Genomic DNA, 22,865 nt, shown 5'->3' on the forward strand with positions numbered 1-22,865 from the left:
AAGCTTTACAGCCGAAGCCCCGTGATCAGACTTGCTCTGTCGCGGGGTAGTTCACCAAACCACTCTTTTCTTCTGCGCATAATGTCACTATGGATATTGTTGCGGTATACAAAAGACATTAGCGACGCTTGATCCCGCCAAATTGACATATTAAAGGCGATGTTGGGATCTGGAAATACTTGCACATCCATTGCGTCATTCCCGGCACCGGTAAAGCGCCATATAAATCCATCTTGTCCCTCAGCTGCAGCATTCACACGATCTAAATTATCCATAAAACCTGCATTCACAGGATCTTCAGGAGCGTTTCGAAAACGTGCGATATTGACCTCAGCCAGATGATATTTCATAAAGATTCTGCTTAATTATTTTTGGCAATTTTATTTACTATATAAGAAAAAAACCCCAAACTAAAAGAATAAATCAACCAACACCTAATATTTAGTCGTTGACTGGTAGAGGACCTCAGGGGGAAAAATGAACATCGGTATATATATTTACGAACATGCGGAAGTCTTAGACTTCGCAGGCCCCTTTGAGGTTTTCTCTGTTGCCAAACGCTTGCATTGTGCTGATTGGAATATTACCTTAATTGCAGCTACAGAACAGCAAGTTCCTACCAAAGGGAACTTTCAAGTAGTACCGCACCATACCATAAACGATCACCCGTTGCTTGACTTGCTCGTTGTGCCTGGAGGCATTCATACCTACGAAATGGAAAAACCTGAAATTTTACAATGGCTGCGCCAAACAGACCAAACAACCAAACATACTGCTTCTGTGTGTACTGGTGTATTTCTGCTAGCGAATGCAGGCATCCTCAACACTCAAACAGTGACTACTCATTGGGATGACCTCAATGAACTCCAGGAGCGCTTCCCCACATTAGATGTGGTCAGTAACACACGTTGGGTCAATCAGGGGAAATACACCACATCAGGGGGAATTTCAGCAGGTATTGATATGAGTTTAGGGCTGGTGGAGCGGTTCACTACAAAACAACAAGCAGAAGCCGTAGCCAGACAAATGGAATATGTTTGGGAACATAAATAGATTTTAAAAGGTTGGCATCTTGTTTGCTTTGTATAGTTCAGTGACAAGCCTACATCTGGCAAGTCAATTTTCTGACTGAACTATTAGGAGATCATGATGGAACTCGCCATAATACTTACTATGTTACTTATTGTGATGGCGTTAGGAGTGACCAAACTCACAGCCCAAGAAGTAAACGTACCTTTTAAACGCAAACAAAATTTATTCACGCCGACGGAAAGGCAGTTTATCAGTCTTTTAGAAACCTCGGTTGGACATGAATTTCGCATTCTTTGTCGAGTCCGTTTAAGTGATGTGCTCAGCCCGTCTGGTTCAGATAAAAAAGGGAAAGTAGCAACAGCTAAAGCACAGACAAAACAACTTGATTTTATTTTATGTGAGAAAGAATCAATGCGCCCTGTAGCCGCCATTGACTTAGTCAATAGTGCAGAGAAATACAAAACTCAGCGCGACTGGTTTGTTGCTGGTGCTTTAGAATCTGCACATATTGCTCATATCCGCATTAAGGTGAAAGCTGGATACACGCCAAAAGAAATTCGTGCATGTATTGAAAACAAGCTGGTTGAATACCGTCAAATGACAGAGAAAAAACCTTTAGTAAAAACGAGTACCCGCCCGACTCGTCCGCTTCGCTCTAGCAGAACGAATGGCCCTCAAGCGGCGTAAAGTACAATCGGATAACAGGGCTAAACTTTACATTTGGTTATTTTGCTATCTGATATATAATTTCTTTTTTAAACCTGCCAAGTGCAGGTTTTCTTTTACTAATTAATAGTTCTTTTAGGAATGATACCGCATGAATATTTTAATTTTGGGCGCAATGGATGAAGAAGTTGCATTACTCAATGCCAGTCTAGAAGACATAGCCACTCGACAAGTCGCTCATTTGACTTGTCACACAGGTACCTATGCTGGTCATGTGGTGCTCGTTGCTAAATGCGGTATAGGTAAAGTCGCTGCTGCTTTGGCGACGGGACTGCTTTGTCAAGATTTCCAACCCGATGTAGTTATTAACACTGGGTCTGCAGGTGGGTTTGACCCTCGTATTGATGTAGGTGATATTGTCATCGGTTCTGACCTCATTCAACATGATGTTAACCTCACACATTTTGGCTATAAACTAGGCCAACCTGCAGGTATGCCAGAAGTGTTTTCAGCTGATACTTCCTGGGCTGAGTTAGCCCTTGAGTGTGTTACTGATATGCCAAATATAATGGGGATAAGAGGGGTTATTGGTTCTGGTGATGCATTTATTGGTACGGATGAACAAGCGGCACAAATAAAAGCCGACTACCCACAGTTTGCGGCTGTTGAAATGGAAGGAGCTGCGATTGGGCAAGTATGTCATTTACTCGACATACCTTGTCTAGTGATCCGTTCAATTTCTGACCATGCTAACAAAGCATCATCGATGACATTCGAGCAATATCTACCGATAGCGGCAAAAAACTCTGCTAATCTTGTTATGGCGGTCTTACAAAAAGCGTAAGCGCAGCGTTGCAATCGGTCCTAGCCAAGGTGGAGAATAATTATGTCAGCATTATCTGATGGTGGGTTAGCTTGGTTGACCCAACCCTGGGTAGTGACCATATTATGTGTCATGTCTGCTGTGGTGATGGAGCGCCTCTTACCACTTAGGAGAGTGTCCCATCCTATCGGGATCTTTTTTATTATTGCCCACCAAATGAGCTTAGCTGTCGCCAAAGTACATCATAAACCTGCTTTGTGGATGGGGGTATTTTGTTGGTTGATCTTAGTCCTACCTATTGTGGCTATTATCGCCTTTCTCCTCCAACTTGCCGAATACAGAGTGCTACTTGAAGGCATATTATTGTGGCTCTGTATCGCTCAATTTGGGGTGTCGAACATAACGAAACGCGTTTATGGGTATTTACTAAGAGACAAGAAACAACTTGCTCGTGATACTCTAGCCCCTTATGTACTCAGAGAAACGAACACCTTGTCACCTTTAGGTATTGCTAAAACACATGCAGAAATGCTGATTTTAAGACACTTCCAACAAGTAATCGTTACCATATTCTGGTTTGTTTTATTCGGTATTGAAGCCGCTTTAGTTTATCGCTTAACCTTGGAGTTACAACAAGCCTTTAACACTAAAAAAATAGAATTCAAAGAGGCTGGGATCCTCTTATTATGGATTTCTCGGTTTTTTCAATGGCCAGTGGCAGCCCTCTACACTTTTTGTATATGGCTATTTCACCCTCAAAAAGTTTGGCAGGCGCTTGCGGTCTTGGCACATAAAAATCCGAGTAATTTAGTCCTCGCCAGTATTGGTAAAAGCATCGGTTGTCAATTTTGTGGCCCAGCTATCTACTCCGGCAAAAAAATCAGGACAGCAAAATGTGGGGATGTTTTTCCTCTAAAATTGGACCATTTACGGTTAATCAAGCCTCAACAGAACTTGTACCTTTCTACTTTTTTAATTGTTTGTATCGCTCTGGCTTTAGTGGTGCATTGATGAAGTATTGGATTGCCTCCCTCCTGTTTGCTATGACATTCGTTAGCTATTCAAATAGCTGCTATGCTTGGGTAGTAAAGTCCAAAACACCAAAACAACGGATAATTACCCTCGCTCCTCACTTGGCAGAAATTGTCTATGCTCTAGACAAGGGTACGGAACTCATAGCTGTGAGTGAAGCCTCTAACTATCCTGAAAGTGTCAAGGATTTACCTACTGTTGCGAATTATAGAGGAGTAAATTTTACTGAAATTTTACGTGCCAAACCGACGCATATTTTGGCATGGCAAGGCGGTAATCAAAGTAAAGATATTCAGAGGTTAAGGGCAATGGGGCTTTCAGTACTCGCAGTCAGTGTAGAGTCTTTGACTGATATTACCCAACAAATTATAGATGTCGGCACATATATCAACGCAACCAACACTGCAGCAGTAGCCACTCAGTTCGCCAACGCCCTCAAGAAACATCAAAAAAAATACGCTACAGTGACACCAAAACGTGTTTTTTATTACAGTGCACAGCAGCCTTTATTCACCATTGGCAAAACAGCTTGGGTCACTCAATTACTGGCCACTTGTCAGCTACATTCGATTTATGCTGACAGTGCAATACCTTATCCACAAGCAAATATAGCTTTTGTTCTTAACAGTCAGCCTGAGGTCATCATCAGCAGCCAAAAACAACCTTTAACCGAACTGGAACGGTTTTGGCAGACGCATCAAAACATATTAGCCTCGATGCTAATTCAAGCTGATCCTGACCAAATGCATCGCTTTACCCCTCGAGTACTCGATGAGTTAGGTAGGATCTGTGCCACTGCGCATTTGTAGTTGTAGATAGAGTTAACCCAGACTCGGTGTTATAATACCAACCTCTTATATTGCTTATCCTTAATCAAATAGGTCATCCGTATGGAAATTTCGATTTCGACACCTGCAATGCTCTTTCCTGCTATTAGTTTATTACTCCTTGCATTCACACAACGATTTTTGGCCTTGGCAAATTTGACTCGTTCATTCGCCAACGACTACGAGCAAGAAAATGTCATGTTACAAATCCAAAATTTTCGTAAACGTATTAAACTGATCAGAGAAATGCAGCAAGCTGGTGTGTCTAGCTTCTTTTTTTGTGTTGTGACTATGCTGATGATTTATATGGGCTGGAGCGTCATTGCGAACTGGACATTTGGGATAAGTCTCTTGTTACTTATGTTTTCTCTAGTACTATCCATCAAGGAAATTCATATTTCTATGCAAGCACTCGATGTTCATCTAGAACAAGTATTAAAAGATACCAAGAAAAAAGTGTGATACAAAAAAGCCTGAGTGACGGTTCAGTTTAACCACTCAGGCTTATATTTATTGTTTAGCTGAAGATGATGCGAGCATCGCTTAAAGAGTGCACTCAATAATACCTCTTTTTTGGGTACACACTTCGACGCGCCCTTTTAAACTAGGGTAATTCTCGCAAACTTACGTTTCCCAACTTGATAAACCGCTGTATCGGTCTGTTGTAGACGCAGTTTTGTATCTTCGACTTTTTCACCATTTATCTTTACTGCGCCTTGTTTAATCATACGCATGGCGTCTGAGGTGGAAGCCACTAGACTCGCTTCTTTCAACAGATTCGCAATACCTATCCCATCTTCACCTAAAGTAATAGTCACTTCTGGCATATCATCAGGAATGGCATTTTTTTGGAACCGTTGGATAAAATCAGCATGAGCAGCTTCTGCAGCGGCTGCATCATGGAATCTTTCAATAATTTCTTTGGCTAATAAAATCTTAGTATCACGAGGATTTGCCCCATCGGCTACCGCTACTTTTAACTCATCGATTTCAGCAATCGGACGGAAACTCAATAAATCAAAATAACGCCACATCAACTCATCGGAAATAGACATGATTTTACCAAACATATCATTTGGCGCATCAGTAATACCAATATAGTTATTCAACGATTTGGACATTTTCTGGACGCCGTCCAAACCTTCTAATAGCGGCATCATTAAAACAGTTTGTTGGGACTGACCTTGTGCTTTTTGCAGTTCTCGTCCCATCAGTAGGTTGAAACGTTGGTCGGTCCCACCTAGTTCGACGTCTGCTTCTAATGCAACACTATCCCAACCTTGCACCAATGGATATAAAAATTCATGGATAGCAATGGGCTGCTCATTTGCATAGCGCTTTTTAAAATCATCTCGTTCGAGCATACGTGCAACCGTTTGGCTGGCTGCTAATTTAATCATTCCTGCGGCACCTAACTCGTTCATCCATTCAGAGTTGAACCGAACGGTAGTTTTGGCAGGATCCAAAATTTTGAAAACCTGTTCTTTGTAAGTCTGTGCATTCGCTAATACATCTTCCTTACTCAAAGGTTTGCGCGTGACGTTTTTACCCGTTGGGTCCCCTATCAGACCAGTAAAATCGCCGATCAAAAAGATAACCTCATGACCTAGCTGTTGGAAAGTACGTAATTTATTGATCAATACTGTGTGCCCCAAGTGCAAATCAGGTGCCGTAGGATCAAAGCCAGCTTTTATCTTTAAAGGTTTACCCGTTTTCAGGCGCTCTTTAAGCTCCTCTTCTACCAGTATTGCGTCTGAGCCTCTTTTTATCTCAGCAAATGCCGCTTCCCAACCTGCCATGTGCGTTTTCCAATCAAGCTAAAAAATATATTTGTATTTTACGCAGACCACCGCATTATTGAAAGTGTAAAGGTATAGTAAATTTGGTATATGTATCAAAATTAATCCCCAAAGAACCCTGTACTTTTTTGCGAAGAGACTAGAATGTACCTATGTTTAACGGTATTCTTAGGTAACTTACCCTATTGAGAGGTTTTGCGTGGTTGCAAAAACAATTAATAACTTACCCAGACCACATAAAATTTCATTAGTGGCTCTGTCACTTTTTGTTGTTATTTTAATCATTTCGTCACTCTTTAGTGCTGATGCTTCACGCCATACTGTGGCGCAGTCGTTGGTACCTGGTGTCGCTTATCCAGTGCCGCTTGAGTTAGAGGCAGCAGCACAAGACATTGAATTACAACCCTTATCTGAATCCCGCACATATACCGTCAAAGCTGGGGACAGCTTGGGGAAAATATTTGCCCAGCAAGGCTTCAGTGCAGCGACCACTTATCATGTATCTAGAGCCGGTAAAGACGCGAAAACACTTACCAAAATAATGCCTGGAGATGTGCTTCAGTTATCAGTAGATCCTAGAGGCAAGCTGGATCAACTAACCTATCAAATCAACGATACTTCTACCTTAATCGTGCAGCGTAAAACGGATACAGATTATGTATCCAATATTGTTGAGGCAGAAACCTACAGCAAATACAGCTTTGCTCAAGGGACCATTACATCATCGTTTTGGAATGCAGGTATCAAAGCCGGGTTATCTGATAATAAAATAATGCAATTAGCTGATATCTTTGGCTGGGATATCGACTTTGCTATGGAAATTCGCAATGGTGATACATTTAACGTAGTTTACGAAGAACTGTTTGTTGACGGCGATTATATTGGTGAAGGTGATATTGTAGCGGCTGAGTTTGTCAACCAAGGCGAAACATTCAGGGCGATTCGCTATACTGATGGTAGTTATTATTCGGATAGCGGTCGCAGTATGCGCAAAAGCTTTTTACGGGCCCCGGTCAATTTCCGTTATATTAGCTCTAACTTTACCAAGAAGCGATTTCACCCAGTCCAAAAACGTTGGAAAGCACACCGTGGTGTGGATTATGCGGCTCCAACAGGTACACCTGTGGTTGCTGCTGGTAAGGGACGAGTAATAAAATCTACTTATGATCGTTTCAATGGGCATCATGTTTTCATTCAACATGGCGATCGTTATGTCACGAAATACCTGCACTTCTCCAAGCGAAAAGTGAAAAAAGGTGACATGGTTAAACAAGGTCAAGTCATTGGGTTACTAGGGGCAACAGGCTTAGCTTCAGGCCCACATTTACATTATGAATTTTTAGTTGATGGGGTTCATCAAAATCCACGAACCGTTAAACTACCAAAAGCAGACCCGATCGCTAAATCTGAAAAGTCAGCATTTATGACTTTAGCCAAAACACGTATAGCGCAACTTGAGAACAACAAGCGGATCATGCTCGCGAGTATTGATTAACAGGGAAAAAACATGTCTTGGTATATTGGTATCATGTCTGGTACTAGCTTAGATGGTATTGATGTCGCTTTATGTAAAATAGATGTCATCAATGGCTCCATGGAGACTCGAGCGTTTCACTCCCCCCCGTTCCCTGATGAACTTTTAGCTAAGCTCACCGTGTTATGCACCAAACCTATCCAACACTTGGAAAATATTGGTCAAACTCAGCAGCTACTCACCAAAGCCTATGCTGATGCAGTCAATAGCTTACTTGCTAAAGAAAATGTCGATCCAGCAACCATCAGCGCAATAGGTTGTCACGGACAAACTATTTGGCACTCACCTGCGAGTACCTTACCTTTTACATGGCAATTGTTAGATGCGGCTTTGCTCGCAAGACTGTGCAATATCAATGTCATTCACAACTTTAGAGCAAAAGATATGGCATATGGTGGTCAAGGTGCTCCGCTGGTCCCACCGTTTCACCAATGGTTATGTAAAGACTTCCCTGCACATTTTCAGTATCGTGTATTAGTGAATATTGGCGGTATTGCCAATGTCTCTATTTTTGATAAAGAAAAACTGATCGCAGGCTTCGATACTGGGCCTGGCAATACCCTGCTCGATATGTGGTATCAAAGACATAATATTCAGATGTACGACAAAAATGGAGCATGGGCCAGCACTGGTAATTATCATCGTGCACTACTCACACAGTTGTTGAGTGACCCATATTTTGTTCAGGCGGCACCTAAGAGCACTGGTAGAGAATACTTTAATTTAGCTTGGTTAAACCAATATTTGGACCAGTATTATGCAGTAACAAGCAAAACGAAAGATACCGTATTAGCGCCACAAGACATCCAACGCACTTTATCGATGTTAACTGCACAGTCAATCATCACAAGCATTCAAACATACACTCAAAATGCGCCAACTCAGTTAATTGTGTGTGGTGGTGGAACGCACAACCAACAATTATATGCGGATTTAACGAATGTACTCCCTCCAAGTATCGCTGTGACCTTACTCTCTAGTTTAGGGCATGATGTCGATGCTATTGAAGCCATGGCATTTGCCTGGTTGGCCGCTTGTCATGAATCAGGCATTCCGAGCAATGCACCGAGTTTGACAGGTGCTAACAAAGCCGTAGTCTTAGGTTCAAAAACTAACTATAAGTAGTGTTATATCAATACTTTAGTTTTTTTTCGTGAAGTTCGTTATACTAAATTGATGTTTATCTAATTAGAGGCAGCATGCCTAAATATTTAAGTATTCTTACTCAAGATCCCGCTGGCTATGAAGCTGCGCTTCATGAATTCGGTGGAGGTATTGTTGAGTCCATAGAGCTAATACACTGCACTTCGACACCCGCAGATATTAAAGCGTCAAAAACGCAAATTTTGCTTGCTGACCCAGACTTGGCCGCGAGGGTGATTGATGATTTACCTCACCTACAGTGGTTGCAATCCACTTGGGCTGGGAACAAACCTTTGTTGACTCATCCTCGCAGAGACTATTTGTTATCCGGTGTTAAAGACGTATTTGCCCAGCAAATGGCTGAGTATACTCTGACCCATATTCTTAACCATGAGCACCGAACTAGAGAGTTCCAAACACTTCAAGCAATGAAGAAATGGGCCCCACCAGGAAAGTCTTCGATTAAAAACAAATGTTTAGGTATTTTGGGGTTTGGTAATATTGCGCAAAACATGGTCCCTATGTTAGAGAGTATGGGCCTCAAAATTGTAGGTTTGAACTCTAGTGGGGAAACTGTATTTGGTTGTTCCCAGGTGCCAATTGAAGCCCCGCTAGATAAAAATATTTTTGCTTCCCAATGTGATTATTTGTTGAATTTATTGCCTGATACTCATAGTACTTACCAATTTATTGATAAAACCTTTACCGAACACTTACCGAAAAATTGTTTATTTATCAATGCCGGAAGAGGAACAGTAATCTCTGACGGTGTATTGTTAAATGCACTAGAGCAAGGGTATATTAGTTATGCAGTTTTAGATGTTTTTGAACAGGAGCCTTTGCCCATAAAAAGCGTATTGTGGTCTCATCCTAAGATTTTTATTACACAGCATACTGCGGCGAAATCGTCAGCGGAGGATATCATTGATATCTTGGTCCGTAATTTCCAACGCTTTAAAATGCGGGCCCCCCTAAAGTATCAGTTAAGTTGGTTAAAAGGTTACTAACTAAACGGTCACTGCCGCCAATTTACAATACTTGCAAAGTCACTATTACATGGAGCTTACAATGTCTAAACATCAACACAATGCTTTTACATGGTTGGTATTCTCTATACTAACACTCACTAGTATGCATGCCACGGCATTCAAAACGCCATTAAATGTTCTCTCTGATAAGATGCAAACCCCTCCAGCGTTATCACTGAGTCAGATTACGCCAGCTTCGCAAAATTCATTTTTTGCTCGAATTAGAGCATTATGCGGCCAAAGTTTTGCCGGTAAAATTAAGGTAGATACCAGTAATAGCCCTAACTTTGCTAACAAAGCATTAGTGATGCATGTCAGAGAATGTACCGATGACCAACTGCATATCCCTTTCCATGTTGGCACAGACGCTTCACGTACTTGGATACTGACCAAAACAGGCGGTGGTCTATTATTCAAGCATGACCATCGCCATGCCGACGGTTCTCATGATGATTTGACGATGTATGGTGGGCATACGGTAGACTCAGGCTCTGCACATACTCAAGCTTTTCCAACAGACCCATACACCCGTGATCTATTTATTGCACAGGGCTATCCACAAAGTTTGCGGAACATTTGGGAAGTTTTTATCTACGAGGATACCTTCACCTATCGTTTAACCAGAGAAGGTTTTGAATTTAGAGTAGAGTTTGATTTAACAAAACCTGTAGTAACCCCAGTTACTCCATGGGGTTACTATTAGATTTTGCAGAGGTAAGCTTAGATAGAGAAACTTGAGCCACAGCCACAGGTTGTGGTTGCATTGGGGTTGTTAACTAGGAAACGAGAACCTTCTAGGCCTTCTGTATAGTCGACAACACCACCGACCAAATACTGTAAACTCATCGGGTCCACCACCAAGGTAACCGACTCTTTCTCAATCGTCATATCCCCTTCGTTGACCTTTTCGTCAAAAGTAAAGCCATACTGAAAACCTGAACAACCACCTCCAGTGACATAAACTCGAAGCTTAAGCTCAGGATTGCTTTCCTCTTCAATCAAAGTTTTAACTTTCTTTGCGGCTGCATCAGAAAACTCGATAGGTACTGCGGTTTCAACGGTCATGTGTTTTTTACACTCCTAAATATTCAAACCTAATTATCTAATACTTGAGTAAATTCATCAAGTATTAGCAGATAAAAAACTACTCCGTTGCAGCTGCTAAAATATCAGACCATACATACTGTTCAGATACGACTGCTCGTTTACGCTTCCATTGCATGACATTGGTGTTAAAGGTCAGTGTTTCTGGAGTGAAACCCTCAGGGATAGCTAGTACATAAAAACGTTCTATAAAGTATTGATACTTGTATGATAATGGACTATTTTTTTCGACAAAACCAAGCGAACGACTCAACAAATCTGCGACTTTATAGGTCTTTGCTTTGTCACCTTGAAGTCCTGTAATGTGTAAATCTAAATTCCCGTATATGGTGGATTTTAATGCTCGCCCCTGCACGAGTAACAACGTCAAAAGGACTTTATTTTCTTCCGGCAAAGCATCGACTTTAATTGTTTGTACCGTCAAATAACTATCGACAGTATCCTTGCTCATCACCTGTTCGTACATTGTTACTTTTTCTTTTAAAGCACGTTGTTCTGTAAGGGTCGCAGTCATGTTTTCCAACAATACTGCGGTACTTCCCTCTTGCAACGCTAACGCTACCTTTTGCTCGCTGACCAACAAGTTTAAACGGGTGTTTTCTAACTGAGTATGATGTAGCGAACCGGTCAGTTTTTTGATCTCAGCACTTTGATCGCTGACAAAATGACCAGCATATAAAAAACCGAAGAGCCCACCCAATACGACTAAACCACAAATCATGACATACAAGGCTAATTCACTTCGTGTGTTTACCCACTTTACTAAGTCCACAACGCCCTCAAAATTTTCCGCTCAATTTCAATCTATCGTTATGATACACTTTAGACCAATTATTAAACACTCATAAATCAAATGAATCTACATCAGCTCAGAGTGGTGCTCTCTCAACCTAAAACATCTTGGCAACTTTGTATGCTGGGAATTTTGGCGGGCATCTCTGCTGGGTGTGTGATTATTTTGTTTCGCTTGACGTTCCAATCATTGCAATTGTATGTCTTGCCAGAAGTCGGTGCGTATTCTGAATTACCTTGGTGGGGCCGTTTAGGCTTACCTTTTGTCGGAATCATTGGCATTTACTGTATCGCAGCACTGACTGGCTTTAATCATTACCGAGTAGGGATACCATTTGCAATCCATCGGGTCAAAATGCATTTCGGTTTAATGCCACTTCGCTCTACAATCAATCAATTTTTCGGTGGGATTTTTGCACTTGCCAGTGGCTTTTTTGTTGGACGCGAAGGGCCTTCGGTGCATTTAGGCGCTGCTGGCACTAGTTTTATTGGTGACGGCTTAAAACTTCCTTATAACTGTATCAGAATACTAGCTGGCTGTGGTATCGCTGCAGGTATATCCGCCTCATTTAATACCCCCTTTGCAGCGATGATATTTGTCATGGAGGTCGTGTTAAGAGACTACCGTATCCATATTTTCATCCCGATTATGATAGCGGCAGCCATCGGTTCGGTGATGTCTCGAATGGTCTTTGGTGATGGAACTGCACTCTTGTTTTTATCGTTTGCAGATTTAGACCAATGGATCTACCTGTATTTGGTTTTGTTCGGAATGAGCCTGGGCGCCTTGGCTGCTCTATTTAATTATCAACTCATGGCTATCATGCGCACGTGTCAAGATTTAGCTTTGCATTATCGATTTATCATTGCGGCTAGTTTTACCGGTATTATTGGTATTTTTATCCCCGATGCAATGGGAGCCGAGTTTTTATCTGTGCACAGTTTGTTAGATGCGAATATCGAAATCCAAGCTATCTTTGTGATTTTTTTAGCTAAATTTGTACTCGGGTGTGTAGCAATTGGTTTAGGCATTCCAGGTGGAATTATAGGTCCCGTCATGATTATCGGTATGTTTGCTGGTGCTTTATTGGCATTTCCTTTAGAAAATATCCTCGGCACTACAGAATACCATGATACATTTGTGCTATTGGGCGTCGCTGGCATGTTAACGGCGGTTTTAAATGCCCCCTTAGCGGCGATGTCAGCAGTAATGGAGTTATCATACTCACCACAAATTGTACTACCTTGTATCTTGGTGATCGTCCCTGCCTATGTTATTTCGCATCAAGTATTTAAAAACCGTTCTATTTTTATTCAGCAACTGGAACTCCAAAACCTCCCCTATCGGCAATCATCAATCACCCAAAGCTTGCAAAAAACTGGGGTGTTAGCTTTAGCACACAAAAACATCTCTACGTTCGGTGAGAACGAAATAACTACACTGTTAGAGCATCTAAAAACGGATCCCGAACACTATTACCTAATAAAAACAACCAATGAAGAATATCAAGGGAATGCTCGTCCTACAGATAAATTTGCAGAAAATGCATATAGTCTAGAACTCGCGAGTCCATACAACTTTGCTTTGATTACACCGAATTTAGAATTAGCAAGTGCTACTACTCCTGAACCTAGAGAAGCTTTTACGCATTCACCTTTACCCATTTTCTCATTTCAAAACACGTTGTCAGAAGTGTATGATGTACTTAAGACAGAACGACGTGGTGCCGTTTTGATTATGTGTCCTGACGCCAAGACCATTCATGGAATCATTACTTGGAATATGTTGCACGCTTATTTATTCCAACAAAACTTCTAACTGAGACATTATGACAATTTTATGGTTAAAAGCCTTACATGTGTTTTTTATGCTAGCTTGGATGGCTGGCATATTTTATCTACCGCGCTTATTTGTATATTTTGCTGAATCTCCACATCAAGAAACACGAGATACTCTAAAAATCATGCAACGTCGCTTATGGTTTTTTGTGACGCCGTTTGCACTACTCACATTGATTTTCGGTATTTGGCTAATTGTGAGTTATGGGAGTGCGTGGTTGGCAGCGTCTGCTTGGTTGCATGCCAAACTGGTTTTGGTGGCTACCTTGTATGCTTATCATATTTACTTATACCTGATCATGCGAGATCTCGCTCAGGATAAAAACATAAAGACACCAAAGTTTTATCGCATTCTCAACGAAGTGCCGGTACTTGGCGTCCTTGCTATTGTGGTATTTGCGGTGGTAAAGCCGTTCTAATTAGCCCACTCAATAATCGGGTTCTTCTGAGGTCATTTTTAGCTATATTCTATTACTTGAAATATAGCTTTATGTCTCATCATCTGCGGTGCCAAATGGGGCAGCAAATTGTTCAAATTGATTAGGCAAATAACTGGCTAACAGCCCACTTAACTCGTTGTATTGCAGCAATGCGTCAGGTAACTGTGCAAAGATTTGAGGTAATGCAGCGGCTAAAGTAGGGGCATTATCCCCTGCTCTTTCTAACGCAACAGACACATCCACAAATGTAGAAAACATATTCAAACAATGTGTTAAATTATCCGCCTGGGTGGTTTGTTCTTCTGCAGGGAGCTTTTGCCAAGCGGCTTGCCAAGTTGTCTCACATTGCTCATGTGCGAGTAATAGACCAGCTAGAAAAAGCTGACAAGGCGTATTTACTGTTTGGGTAACTTGGTCGTATTCCCATTGGGTAATAAACGCAATTTCTCCTTCTGACATGTCTTGGAGGGTAACTGCCATTTGTTGCATCAACACTGCGGTAATGTTGTCAATTTGAACTTCATCAGTTAGCTGCTGATGCTGAGCAAATGTCCATGGCATCCATTGTTCTGGCATAGGAATTTCAGGTGCGGCACACACCCCAAAAATCATTCCTTGCACCACAGCTTCAGAATGCAGTGCGGTCGAAATTTGCGTATTTTGATAAAGTTCAGATAATGGGGACATAAGTAAGCTTTTAATAATTAATTAGGTTTATAATAACATAAAAATTCTGGCACTAATGAAACAAGAGCATTACAAGGATAACCTATGGCCATTGCAGCAGCTGTACACATTTTAGTGAAAACAGAAAAAGAAGCATTGAGTATTTTACAGCAACTAAAAAAAGGAAAAAATTTTGGTCAATTAGCGAAAAAACATTCGCTATGTCCATCAGGGAAAAAAGGGGGTGAACTAGGTGAATTTCGCAAAGGTCAAATGGTCAAACAATTTGATGACGTTGTTTTTAAAAAGCCTGTTTTAGCACTCCATGGTCCGATTAAAACGAAGTTTGGTTTTCATATCATTAAAACTTTATATCGCAACTGAGTATTCTTCTATTAGTTGGAGAGCCCTACAATATGTCTATTCGTACCTCAGGATTACTTGTCACGGCGGCGTTTATTGGCCCTGGAACTGTTACAACCGCGACCCTTGCTGGTGCGAGCTTTGGTTATAGCTTGGTTTGGGCATTAGTCCTATCTGTGATAGCCACAATAGTCATGCAAAACATGGCTTGTCGAGTCGGTCTGGTTACTGGTCAGGGACTAGCGGGTGCCTTGCACCATACTGTTACGCATCCTATGTTGAAATGGCTCATGATGTTTTTGGTAGCTGGGGCTATCGGAATAGGCAACGCAGCATATGAAGCAGGGAATATTTCAGGTGCGGTACTTGGTTTAAGTCAGTTATTAGGTGGTTCAACCTATATGTGGATTTTAGGTATAGGGGCCATTGCAGGGTATATCATTGTACATGGCAATAGCGCTGTATTTGAGAGGCTTTTAGTCACACTCGTTTGTATTATGAGCGCTGTTTTTATTTTGACCTTTGCCTTATTGGTGCAAACTCAAGACCTGAGTAGTATCTTTATTGGACTAGTTCCTACAGACCTAGCTGTAGATAAATTAACCTTAATTATTGCATTAATCGGTACTACACTCGTACCATACAACTTATTCTTGCAATCCTCTATGGTTGCTCGCGACACCCAACCTACTGTCACTACTAAAAACTTGAAGGCTGTTGGTCAGCAAAATATCCTCAGCATTGGCTTAGGTGGGTTGGTGACTTTTGCTATCATGGGGACTGCTGCAAGTACCTTCTTCGCCTTAGGTCTCCAAGTAGAAGCAGGCAATATAGCGTTGCAACTGACACCGCTGCTCGGTGAATATGCCCAAGTCTTTTTTGCATTAGGGTTGTTAGCTGCGGGGCTAACATCAGCAATGACGGCTCCAATTGCCGGCGCTTATGCTTTATCTGGGGTGTTTAAATTAGCTGAAAAACCAGATGCTAAGCATTTTAAAATGTTTGCTATGGGGATTTTAGTCAGTGGCGTGGGGGTTGCTTTGCTCGGCTTCAAGCCGATCTTGGCCATCATTTTTGCACAAGCTACGAATGCGTTGTTACTGCCCTTTATTGCTATCTTTCTATTACTTGTCATGAACAACAAGCGCGTAATGCATAAACACACCAACAATCTCTACAATAACGTTTTAACAACTTTCATCGTATTAACTGTAAGTGCGCTAGGGCTGTATAAACTCGTATCACTGTTTCTTTAATGGATAACTTTACCGTACTATCTTCATGAGTAAAACTGAGATTATGCTTGTAAACGCCCAATAACTTCATCAAGCATTTCACGACTGACACCATAATTTAAACGGAAGAACTGATCATTTCCAAAATCGATACCAGGAGAAGGGCCGACTCCCTTTGCCTCAGCCCATTTTTGGACATTTTCAACACCGAGTCCTGATGCATCAACCCATAGTAGAAAAGTCGCTTGAGGGGATTTAGCCGACAACCCTGGAATGGCATTAATGGCAGTGACTAAATGATCGCGATTCGCTTTCAAATAGGCTTTCTGAGCTTGTAACCATTCATCACAACGTGTAAAAGCGGCTTCTGTGGCTATCAGTCCCATTATCGTCACCCATGGCACCATGCCTTGAGCTGATTGGGTAAATTGGGTGCGTAACTGCGCATTCGGGATAATGGCAAATGAAGCACCTAATCCTGCTATGTTGAAGGTTTTGTTAGCCGCCATTAACGTTATGGAATGATCTTGGAGTTTAGGGTGAGCCCCTGCCGGTAAATGAGGAACGTCATCCAAAATTAAATCGCAATGAATTTCATCACTACATAAAATAACGTTATTTTCGTAACAAATGTTTGCAATACGATCCAGCTGATCCTGAGTCAATACACTACCTACAGGGTTCATCGGATTACACATGATCAACAATTTAGTAGAATCAGCTTTTGCGGCTTTTTCCAAAGCGACAAAATCTATCATCCAGCGGCCCTCAACTTCATGGGTCGGGATATGTACTGCATGGCACCCTTGGTTTTTAGGTGCCGCTAACAAAGGAGGATAATTTGGAGATTGGACAAGCACATTACTTTCTGGAGCACTAAAAGCTTTGACCGCCATATTAAACGCTGGGCAGACGCCAGGCGTCCAAACTATCCAAGCAGGATCAATGGTCCAGCCATATTGTTGTTGGCACCAATGCACCACAGCAGCATTAGCCGGAGCATGTTGCCCGGGTAGATGATAGCCTAAAACACCATGATCGATATTCGCATGTAACGCGGCAGCTATTTCAGGCGCAATTTTAAACTCAGTATCCGCAACCCACATTGGTAAGATATCTGTGCCTTTATACTTTTCCCATTTGAATGAAAAAGTACCTGAACGGTCAATTCTTTCGGCAAATAAATCTTCGGTTAGCGTGCTTTGCGGAGGCGTTGTTGATGTATCAGACATTCTAAATATTCTATTTCTTAAAACTATAAACGCATCTTAATGCACTTAATTCAATAGTGATAGGGCTTTATGCGTTTTCCTTCTGAGCCATTCGTAATACGATATACATCCTTGTTATAAAAACGCTTGGATAGATGATAATCAACAAAACTAGTACTTAGCTTTATTAGGAGAAAGTATACTGGAGCGGTATAATTAGGAATTTGTAAGGTAATAATACAGAACATGTTGTTGCTGGACTCATGTTATGAGGTCACAACAGGAAACATGTTTTTTGTGACTGTTCGCAGTAAAACTGAAAGAGGATAACATGGCTAAACGTGGTGTGAAAAAGAAACAGTTTCGAGAAGATTTTGGCGTTTTTGTATGTCCTCATGTATTGGAGGGAGCTGCGGTACTCTCGGTTGTCCGAGATGGTGAAGGAGACTGGCAATTTAGTTGTGGCGATGAAGCGTCTGATATGAACGCTGATCTTCATTTAGTGGCTGTGGGTGAGCTAATTCAGCGTGATCCTTCACTCGCAGACAGCGTGGAATTAGCTGAAAATCAAGGTATTGAGCGAGCCAAAACCTACAAAGACTGGGATAGCTTTAGTATTTCAGAGAATGACTAACCGGTGACTTATTTTTGATAATGATAAGGCCAGTATCTAGCTCTTAAATACAAAACGCCCAATGTGATACATCGGGCGTTTTGAGCAAATAAGTGTCAACTTATTCTAGGATAAATCAGTAAATAAAATTACTCTTTATCTTTAGTACGTGAAGCACGTTTACGTTCGTTCTCAGTTAATAACTTCTTACGAATACGAATACTTTCTGGTGTAACTTCAACTAATTCATCGTTATCGATAAATTCTAACGCTTGCTCCAATGACATAATGACTGGTGGTACAAGTGTTTGCGCTTCGTCCGTACCAGATGCACGTACGTTAGTTAATTGCTTACCTTTCAGTGCATTTACGGTTAAGTCATTATCACGACTGTGAATACCAATAACCATGCCTTCATACACTTCAACACCATGACCGATAAATAAACGACCACGCTCTTGTAAGTTGAATAATGCGTTAGTAAGTGCTTTACCTGTAGCGTTAGCAATCAATACACCATTCTTACGTTGACCAATCTCTCCACCTTTGTGTGGACCGTAGTGATCAAATGTATGATAAAGCAAACCAGAACCAGACGTCATTGTCATAAAGTCAGTTTGGAAACCAATTAGGCCACGTGACGGAACAATAAAGTCCATGCGAATACGACCTTTGCCATCTGGAGACATGTCGCGCATTTCAGCTTTACGCAGACCTAGCTGCTCCATGATTGAACCCTGGTGTTCTTCTTCACAGTCAATCGTTAATGTTTCAAACGGTTCTTCTAATTGACCATCGACTTCTTTAATAATAACTTCTGGACGTGATACTGCTAACTCGTAACCTTCACGACGCATGTTTTCGATCAAGATACCCAAGTGTAATTCACCACGACCAGAAACTCGGAATTTATCCGGATCAGCCGTTTCTTCTACGCGCAATGCTACGTTGTGCACTAATTCGTTCTGTAAACGCTCTAGAATATTTCGTGACGTAACGTACTTACCTTCTTTACCAGCAAACGGAGAGGTGTTTACCTGGAACGTCATCGTTACGGTCGGTTCATCAACCGATAATGCAGGTAATGCTTCAACCGTGTTTTGGTCACAAATCGTGTCAGAAATTTTCAACTCACCAAGACCAGTAATAGCAATGATGTCACCAGCAGAAGCACTTTCTACTTCATGACGGTCAAGACCTAAATAACCTTGGATAATACCTACTTTACCATTACGTGTTTTACCGTCAGCTCCGATAATAGTGGTTTGTTGATTAGGCTTCACCGAACCACGCTTGATTCGACCGATACCAATAACGCCTAAATAAGAGTTATAGTCCAACTGCGAAATCTGCATTTGGAAAGCACCTTCTGGATCGGCTGCTGGCGGAGCGACTTTATCAACAATAGCTTGGAACAATGGTGTCATATCTGCACCCTGCTCATCAGCGTCTAATGATGCCCAACCGTTTAATGCTGATGCGTATACCACGTCGAAATCTAACTGTTCGTCCGTTGCACCAAGGTTATCAAATAAATCAAATACTTGATCCATAACCCAATCAGGACGTGCACCTGGCTTATCAATCTTATTGATAACCACAATAGGCTTTAACCCCTGAGCAAAGGCTTTTTGCGTTACAAAACGAGTTTGTGGCATTGGACCTTCTTGGGCGTCTACTAATAATAGTACTGAATCCGCCATCGACATGACTCGTTCTACTTCCCCACCGAAATCGGCGTGTCCTGGAGTATCGACGATATTGATACGGTAATCGTTCCAGTTAATAGCTGTGTTTTTTGCAAGAATCGTAATACCACGCTCTTTCTCGATATCGTTGCTATCCATTACGCGTTCTTCACTTTCACCGCGGCTTTCTAATGTACCGGACTGCTGTAGTAATTTATCTACTAAGGTAGTTTTGCCGTGGTCAACGTGAGCGATAATCGCGATATTTCTTAACTTTTCAATAGGAGTCTGAGCTGCAGACATATGATACTCTCTTTTTTACAAATGCTATCCTCGCACCAACATTAGTGTGAGGATTTATGGGCGCGGATCATACAGACTTATTGACCAATAAGCTATTTATATCAAACATAATCAATCTAATTGTTTTTATCAATCATTTGGAATATTGCTAACTCCATGAATATTAGACAATTATTCGACATGACTTAGTGCAAAAAAAGTTATTCTACTTTGTATTATACCGCTCAGTTTTTTTGTTAATAAAATATTAAAATTTAATAGCAAATCTACGCCATCAGTCTTATAGTAATTAATGCATTATCTAACTACATTATAGAGTGTAATTAGCAATCCAAAACGAAGCTCCGCACCAAAATGATACCAAATGCACCAATGTAGTGCGAATTTTCTAGATTTCATTCGGCTGCCCTTCACTGTACTTGATTCGAGTCAGTAAAAATGGACCTTAATTATTTGGCATGTTCATTGCTACAAATTTTAGATAATGGCAACATTAGATTCAAATCTTAGAAAACATTGGAGAAAAGAATGTCAATTGAGAAGACGTTACAACTCATTAAAGAAAGCGAAGCAAAATTTATCGATCTTCGTTTTACTGACACAAAGGGTAAGGAACAACACGTTTCAATTCCAGCACACCAAGTCGACGAAGACTTTTTCGAAGAAGGTAAAATGTTCGATGGTTCATCTATCGCTGGTTGGAAAGGTATTAATGACTCAGATATGGTGCTTATGCCTGACTCTGAGACTGCTGTAATTGACCCATTTGCAGAAGAGACACAAATCAACATTCGTTGTGACATTCTTGAGCCTACTACTATGCAAGGCTATGATCGTGACCCACGTTCTGTTGCTAAACGCGCTGAAGAGTACCTAAAATCTACTGGTATCGGTGATACTGTTTTATTTGGTCCAGAGCCAGAATTTTTCTTATTCGATGATGTCCGTTTCCACACAGACATGGCTGGTTCTTTCTACAAAATCGATGATGAAGAAGCGTCTTGGAACTCAGGTACTGACTACGACAATGGTAACCTTGGCCACCGTCCACGCGTTAAAGGCGGTTACTTCCCAGTACCACCAGTAGATTCAGCTCATGACATCCGTGCTTCAATGTGTATGGTTATGGAAGAAATGGGTTTAACTGTTGAAGCGCATCACCACGAAGTTGCTACAGCGGGCCAAAACGAAATTGCATGTTTATTTAACACAATGGTTAAAAAAGCAGATGAAACGCAAATCTATAAATATGTTGTGCACAATGTTGCTCACGCATATGACAAGACAGCGACATTTATGCCTAAGCCTCTTGTTGGTGATAATGGTTCTGGTATGCACTGTCACCAATCTATCAGCAAAGATGGTAAAAACATCTTCGCCGGTGACAAATATGCAGGTATGTCTGAAGAAGCTTTATACTACATCGGTGGTATTATTAAGCACGCTAAAGCAATCAATGCATTCGCCAATGCCTCTACTAACTCTTACAAGCGTTTAGTTCCAGGCTTCGAAGCACCAGTTATGCTTGCTTACTCAGCGCGTAACCGTTCTGCATCAATTCGTATTCCTTTCGTAACGTCTGACCGTGCACGTCGTATCGAAGTACGTTTCCCTGACCCGACAGCTAACCCATACCTAGCTTATACAGCGATGTTAATGGCTGGCCTTGACGGGATCAAAAACAAAATTCACCCTGGTGATCCTGCTGATAAAGACTTATATGACTTACCAGCAGAAGAAGCAGCTCAAATTCCAACTGTAGCTGGTTCTTTAGAAGAAGCATTAGCTGCATTAGATGCTGACCGTGACTTCTTGACTGCAGGTGGCGTAATGTCTGATGAGTCAATCGATGCATACATCGAATTGAAGAGTGCTGAAGTTGAAAAACTAAACATGACAACTCACCCAGTTGAGTTCGAAATGTACTACAGCGTATAGTCAACAGACTTACTAATATCCTTACGTTAACTCAGTAAGGGTATATAAATAAATACGAAGCCCGCATTTAAGCGGGCTTTTTTTTACTCATATATTCTATAATTAGTTGTAAAAAGCGGTTCACTCACTCTGTGGGAGCATAACAATGCCAAGTAACAAAGTATTCAACAACACGCATAAGTTGTATGCGAGCGTTAGTCTGAGTGTTTTATTCATACTTTGTACAACAAAAGCCTTAAGCTCTGAAAACGCTGAAGAAAAGTCCGCATCGGGAGTAGAAAAATTACTATCCACAGCAGAAACACCGTTTTATCAAACCATATTACCCAATGGCACCATCCAGTTTAGCGATACCCCAACGGCACTAAGTACACCAGTCGTTATGGAGCAACAACGACTCAATAGCATGCCCTCATTAACCCAAAATCTTGTTACTGCACAGCAGCCACAGACTCAAGTCGCTCACGTGCCAAACACTCCGATACACCGATTAGAGTTTGTTACTCCAGCGAACCAAGTAACCGTTCGAAATAACCATGGTACAGTCGAAGTCAACCTATCATTACCACCTGTTTTGGTACAAAACACACAATTAGTCTTCACTGTAAATGTCAGTAATATATTAACTTTCACAGCAAACAAACCACGTTTTAATATAGAAAACATCCCTCGTGGCACTCACACCATTTTTGTGCAAGCCCATGATAAAAACGGCAAGCTTATTGCAAAATCATTAACAAGTACCTTTTTTATGCACCGGGCGCGGGTAAAATAATATTTTATTGCCAC

The 22,865-nt window shown here is 41.3% G+C and carries 24 protein-coding genes; 17 read left to right on the plus strand and 7 right to left on the minus strand.

All coding sequences use genetic code 11. From position 1 onward, the window contains the following. Positions 1-5 precede the first annotated feature (5 nt). Complete coding sequence (locus NLF92_RS10430; protein ID WP_254101595.1) at positions 6-350, minus strand: DUF3291 domain-containing protein; 345 nt, start codon at positions 348-350, stop codon at positions 6-8. Positions 351-477: 127 nt separating this feature from the next. On the opposite strand from NLF92_RS10430, the gene NLF92_RS10435 reads away from it, so the two are divergent. The 6 genes from NLF92_RS10435 to NLF92_RS10460 all read left to right on the plus strand — a co-directional run bounded on the left by NLF92_RS10435 (position 478) and on the right by NLF92_RS10460 (position 4,842). After that, positions 478-1,053: a DJ-1/PfpI family protein gene (locus tag NLF92_RS10435; RefSeq protein WP_254101597.1), complete on the plus strand. Its 576-nt coding sequence runs from the start codon at positions 478-480 to the stop codon at positions 1,051-1,053. 96 nt (positions 1,054-1,149) lie between these two features. After that, positions 1,150-1,719 (plus strand): DUF2726 domain-containing protein, encoded by a 570-nt coding sequence (locus tag NLF92_RS10440; RefSeq protein ID WP_254101599.1) that lies wholly within the window; start codon positions 1,150-1,152, stop codon positions 1,717-1,719. A gap of 130 nt (positions 1,720-1,849) precedes the next feature. Continuing rightward, positions 1,850-2,542: a 5'-methylthioadenosine/adenosylhomocysteine nucleosidase gene (locus NLF92_RS10445; RefSeq protein ID WP_254101601.1), complete on the plus strand. Its 693-nt coding sequence runs from the start codon at positions 1,850-1,852 to the stop codon at positions 2,540-2,542. A gap of 42 nt (positions 2,543-2,584) precedes the next feature. Further along, positions 2,585-3,532 (plus strand): cobalamin biosynthesis protein CobD/CbiB, encoded by a 948-nt coding sequence (locus NLF92_RS10450; protein ID WP_254101605.1) that lies wholly within the window; start codon positions 2,585-2,587, stop codon positions 3,530-3,532. Beyond that, positions 3,532-4,362 carry a helical backbone metal receptor gene (locus tag NLF92_RS10455; protein ID WP_254101607.1) on the plus strand — a complete coding sequence of 277 codons (831 nt, stop codon included), beginning with the start codon at positions 3,532-3,534 and terminating at the stop codon, positions 4,360-4,362. Before NLF92_RS10450 ends, NLF92_RS10455 begins: the two co-directional genes overlap by 1 nt. Positions 4,363-4,443: 81 nt before the next feature. Then, positions 4,444-4,842: a DUF2721 domain-containing protein gene (locus NLF92_RS10460; protein WP_254101609.1), complete on the plus strand. Its 399-nt coding sequence runs from the start codon at positions 4,444-4,446 to the stop codon at positions 4,840-4,842. Positions 4,843-4,979: 137 nt separating this feature from the next. Here the strand turns inward: NLF92_RS10460 and tyrS are convergent, their stop codons facing one another. Further along, a complete protein-coding gene (gene tyrS, locus NLF92_RS10465) occupies positions 4,980-6,179 on the minus strand; it encodes a tyrosine--tRNA ligase (protein WP_254101611.1) in 1,200 nt (399 codons plus the stop codon). Between the two features lie 199 nt (positions 6,180-6,378). On the opposite strand from tyrS, the gene NLF92_RS10470 reads away from it, so the two are divergent. The 4 genes from NLF92_RS10470 to NLF92_RS10485 all read left to right on the plus strand — a co-directional run bounded on the left by NLF92_RS10470 (position 6,379) and on the right by NLF92_RS10485 (position 10,587). Further along, a complete protein-coding gene (locus tag NLF92_RS10470) occupies positions 6,379-7,674 on the plus strand; it encodes a peptidoglycan DD-metalloendopeptidase family protein (protein ID WP_254101613.1) in 1,296 nt (431 codons plus the stop codon). A 12-nt stretch (positions 7,675-7,686) separates the two neighbouring features. Next, positions 7,687-8,838 (plus strand): anhydro-N-acetylmuramic acid kinase, encoded by a 1,152-nt coding sequence (locus tag NLF92_RS10475; RefSeq protein WP_254101615.1) that lies wholly within the window; start codon positions 7,687-7,689, stop codon positions 8,836-8,838. A 74-nt stretch (positions 8,839-8,912) separates the two neighbouring features. After that, positions 8,913-9,863 (plus strand): NAD(P)-dependent oxidoreductase, encoded by a 951-nt coding sequence (locus NLF92_RS10480; RefSeq protein ID WP_254101617.1) that lies wholly within the window; start codon positions 8,913-8,915, stop codon positions 9,861-9,863. Between the two features lie 172 nt (positions 9,864-10,035). Beyond that, positions 10,036-10,587 carry a hypothetical protein gene (locus tag NLF92_RS10485; protein ID WP_432420224.1) on the plus strand — a complete coding sequence of 184 codons (552 nt, stop codon included), beginning with the start codon at positions 10,036-10,038 and terminating at the stop codon, positions 10,585-10,587. A 17-nt stretch (positions 10,588-10,604) separates the two neighbouring features. On the opposite strand, the gene erpA is transcribed toward NLF92_RS10485, so the two are convergent. Together erpA and NLF92_RS10495 are read right to left on the minus strand one after the other, a co-directional pair. Next, the gene (gene erpA / locus NLF92_RS10490; protein WP_254101621.1) at positions 10,605-10,949 is read right to left on the minus strand and encodes an iron-sulfur cluster insertion protein ErpA; all 345 of its coding nucleotides are present in this window, start codon (positions 10,947-10,949) and stop codon (positions 10,605-10,607) included. Positions 10,950-11,028: 79 nt separating this feature from the next. Then, on the minus strand, positions 11,029-11,760 hold the full coding sequence (locus NLF92_RS10495; RefSeq protein WP_254101623.1) for a DUF6776 family protein: 732 nt from the start codon (positions 11,758-11,760) through the stop codon (positions 11,029-11,031). An 81-nt stretch (positions 11,761-11,841) separates the two neighbouring features. Here NLF92_RS10495 and NLF92_RS10500 point away from each other — a divergent pair, with 81 nt between their 5' ends. Then, on the plus strand, positions 11,842-13,599 hold the full coding sequence (locus NLF92_RS10500) for a chloride channel protein (RefSeq protein WP_254101625.1): 1,758 nt from the start codon (positions 11,842-11,844) through the stop codon (positions 13,597-13,599). Between the two features lie 10 nt (positions 13,600-13,609). Next, the gene (locus tag NLF92_RS10505; RefSeq protein ID WP_254101627.1) at positions 13,610-14,038 is read left to right on the plus strand and encodes a CopD family protein; all 429 of its coding nucleotides are present in this window, start codon (positions 13,610-13,612) and stop codon (positions 14,036-14,038) included. Between the two features lie 69 nt (positions 14,039-14,107). Here NLF92_RS10505 and NLF92_RS10510 read toward each other — a convergent pair whose 3' ends face one another. Next, positions 14,108-14,746, minus strand: a complete 639-nt coding sequence (locus NLF92_RS10510) for a UPF0149 family protein (RefSeq protein ID WP_254101629.1) — start codon at positions 14,744-14,746, stop codon at positions 14,108-14,110. An 84-nt stretch (positions 14,747-14,830) separates the two neighbouring features. On the opposite strand from NLF92_RS10510, the gene ppiC reads away from it, so the two are divergent. Further along, on the plus strand, positions 14,831-15,109 hold the full coding sequence (ppiC, locus tag NLF92_RS10515; RefSeq protein WP_254101631.1) for a peptidylprolyl isomerase PpiC: 279 nt from the start codon (positions 14,831-14,833) through the stop codon (positions 15,107-15,109). Positions 15,110-15,141: 32 nt separating this feature from the next. After that, positions 15,142-16,344 carry an Nramp family divalent metal transporter gene (locus tag NLF92_RS10520; protein ID WP_254101640.1) on the plus strand — a complete coding sequence of 401 codons (1,203 nt, stop codon included), beginning with the start codon at positions 15,142-15,144 and terminating at the stop codon, positions 16,342-16,344. Positions 16,345-16,385: 41 nt separating this feature from the next. Here the strand turns inward: NLF92_RS10520 and NLF92_RS10525 are convergent, their stop codons facing one another. Continuing rightward, complete coding sequence (locus NLF92_RS10525) at positions 16,386-17,555, minus strand: MalY/PatB family protein (RefSeq protein ID WP_254101642.1); 1,170 nt, start codon at positions 17,553-17,555, stop codon at positions 16,386-16,388. 310 nt (positions 17,556-17,865) lie between these two features. Here NLF92_RS10525 and NLF92_RS10530 point away from each other — a divergent pair, with 310 nt between their 5' ends. After that, positions 17,866-18,168: a hypothetical protein gene (locus NLF92_RS10530; RefSeq protein WP_254101644.1), complete on the plus strand. Its 303-nt coding sequence runs from the start codon at positions 17,866-17,868 to the stop codon at positions 18,166-18,168. Positions 18,169-18,296: 128 nt separating this feature from the next. Here NLF92_RS10530 and typA read toward each other — a convergent pair whose 3' ends face one another. Then, positions 18,297-20,138 (minus strand): translational GTPase TypA, encoded by a 1,842-nt coding sequence (gene typA, locus NLF92_RS10535; protein WP_254101646.1) that lies wholly within the window; start codon positions 20,136-20,138, stop codon positions 18,297-18,299. 528 nt (positions 20,139-20,666) lie between these two features. Here typA and glnA point away from each other — a divergent pair. Together glnA and NLF92_RS10545 are read left to right on the plus strand one after the other, a co-directional pair. Continuing rightward, positions 20,667-22,076 (plus strand): glutamate--ammonia ligase, encoded by a 1,410-nt coding sequence (gene glnA / locus NLF92_RS10540; RefSeq protein WP_254101648.1) that lies wholly within the window; start codon positions 20,667-20,669, stop codon positions 22,074-22,076. 145 nt (positions 22,077-22,221) lie between these two features. Further along, the gene (locus NLF92_RS10545) at positions 22,222-22,851 is read left to right on the plus strand and encodes a hypothetical protein (protein ID WP_254101650.1); all 630 of its coding nucleotides are present in this window, start codon (positions 22,222-22,224) and stop codon (positions 22,849-22,851) included. Positions 22,852-22,865: the final 14 nt, after the last annotated feature.

This window comes from Opacimonas viscosa (assembly GCF_024199005.1).
Lineage (GTDB): Bacteria > Pseudomonadota > Gammaproteobacteria > Enterobacterales > Alteromonadaceae > Opacimonas > Opacimonas viscosa.

Bases quoted from the DNA above. Each gene is read 5' to 3' on its own strand.
- glnA (WP_254101648.1), top strand. From the start codon at position 20,667: ATGTCAATTGAGAAGACGTTACAACTCATTAAAGAAAGCGAAGCAAAA.
- NLF92_RS10475 (WP_254101615.1), top strand. From the start codon at position 7,687: ATGTCTTGGTATATTGGTATCATGTCTGGTACTAGCTTAGATGGTATT.
- typA (WP_254101646.1), bottom strand. From the start codon at position 20,138: ATGTCTGCAGCTCAGACTCCTATTGAAAAGTTAAGAAATATCGCGATT.
- NLF92_RS10525 (WP_254101642.1), bottom strand. From the start codon at position 17,555: ATGTCTGATACATCAACAACGCCTCCGCAAAGCACGCTAACCGAAGAT.
- NLF92_RS10485 (WP_432420224.1), top strand. From the start codon at position 10,036: ATGCAAACCCCTCCAGCGTTATCACTGAGTCAGATTACGCCAGCTTCG.
- NLF92_RS10440 (WP_254101599.1), top strand. From the start codon at position 1,150: ATGGAACTCGCCATAATACTTACTATGTTACTTATTGTGATGGCGTTA.
- NLF92_RS10480 (WP_254101617.1), top strand. From the start codon at position 8,913: ATGCCTAAATATTTAAGTATTCTTACTCAAGATCCCGCTGGCTATGAA.
- NLF92_RS10455 (WP_254101607.1), top strand. From the start codon at position 3,532: ATGAAGTATTGGATTGCCTCCCTCCTGTTTGCTATGACATTCGTTAGC.
- NLF92_RS10505 (WP_254101627.1), top strand. From the start codon at position 13,610: ATGACAATTTTATGGTTAAAAGCCTTACATGTGTTTTTTATGCTAGCT.
- NLF92_RS10510 (WP_254101629.1), bottom strand. From the start codon at position 14,746: ATGTCCCCATTATCTGAACTTTATCAAAATACGCAAATTTCGACCGCA.
- erpA (WP_254101621.1), bottom strand. From the start codon at position 10,949: ATGACCGTTGAAACCGCAGTACCTATCGAGTTTTCTGATGCAGCCGCA.
- NLF92_RS10445 (WP_254101601.1), top strand. From the start codon at position 1,850: ATGAATATTTTAATTTTGGGCGCAATGGATGAAGAAGTTGCATTACTC.
- NLF92_RS10520 (WP_254101640.1), top strand. From the start codon at position 15,142: ATGTCTATTCGTACCTCAGGATTACTTGTCACGGCGGCGTTTATTGGC.
- NLF92_RS10450 (WP_254101605.1), top strand. From the start codon at position 2,585: ATGTCAGCATTATCTGATGGTGGGTTAGCTTGGTTGACCCAACCCTGG.
- ppiC (WP_254101631.1), top strand. From the start codon at position 14,831: ATGGCCATTGCAGCAGCTGTACACATTTTAGTGAAAACAGAAAAAGAA.
- NLF92_RS10530 (WP_254101644.1), top strand. From the start codon at position 17,866: ATGGCTAAACGTGGTGTGAAAAAGAAACAGTTTCGAGAAGATTTTGGC.
- NLF92_RS10460 (WP_254101609.1), top strand. From the start codon at position 4,444: ATGGAAATTTCGATTTCGACACCTGCAATGCTCTTTCCTGCTATTAGT.
- NLF92_RS10545 (WP_254101650.1), top strand. From the start codon at position 22,222: ATGCCAAGTAACAAAGTATTCAACAACACGCATAAGTTGTATGCGAGC.
- NLF92_RS10430 (WP_254101595.1), bottom strand. From the start codon at position 350: ATGAAATATCATCTGGCTGAGGTCAATATCGCACGTTTTCGAAACGCT.
- NLF92_RS10435 (WP_254101597.1), top strand. From the start codon at position 478: ATGAACATCGGTATATATATTTACGAACATGCGGAAGTCTTAGACTTC.
- tyrS (WP_254101611.1), bottom strand. From the start codon at position 6,179: ATGGCAGGTTGGGAAGCGGCATTTGCTGAGATAAAAAGAGGCTCAGAC.
- NLF92_RS10500 (WP_254101625.1), top strand. From the start codon at position 11,842: ATGAATCTACATCAGCTCAGAGTGGTGCTCTCTCAACCTAAAACATCT.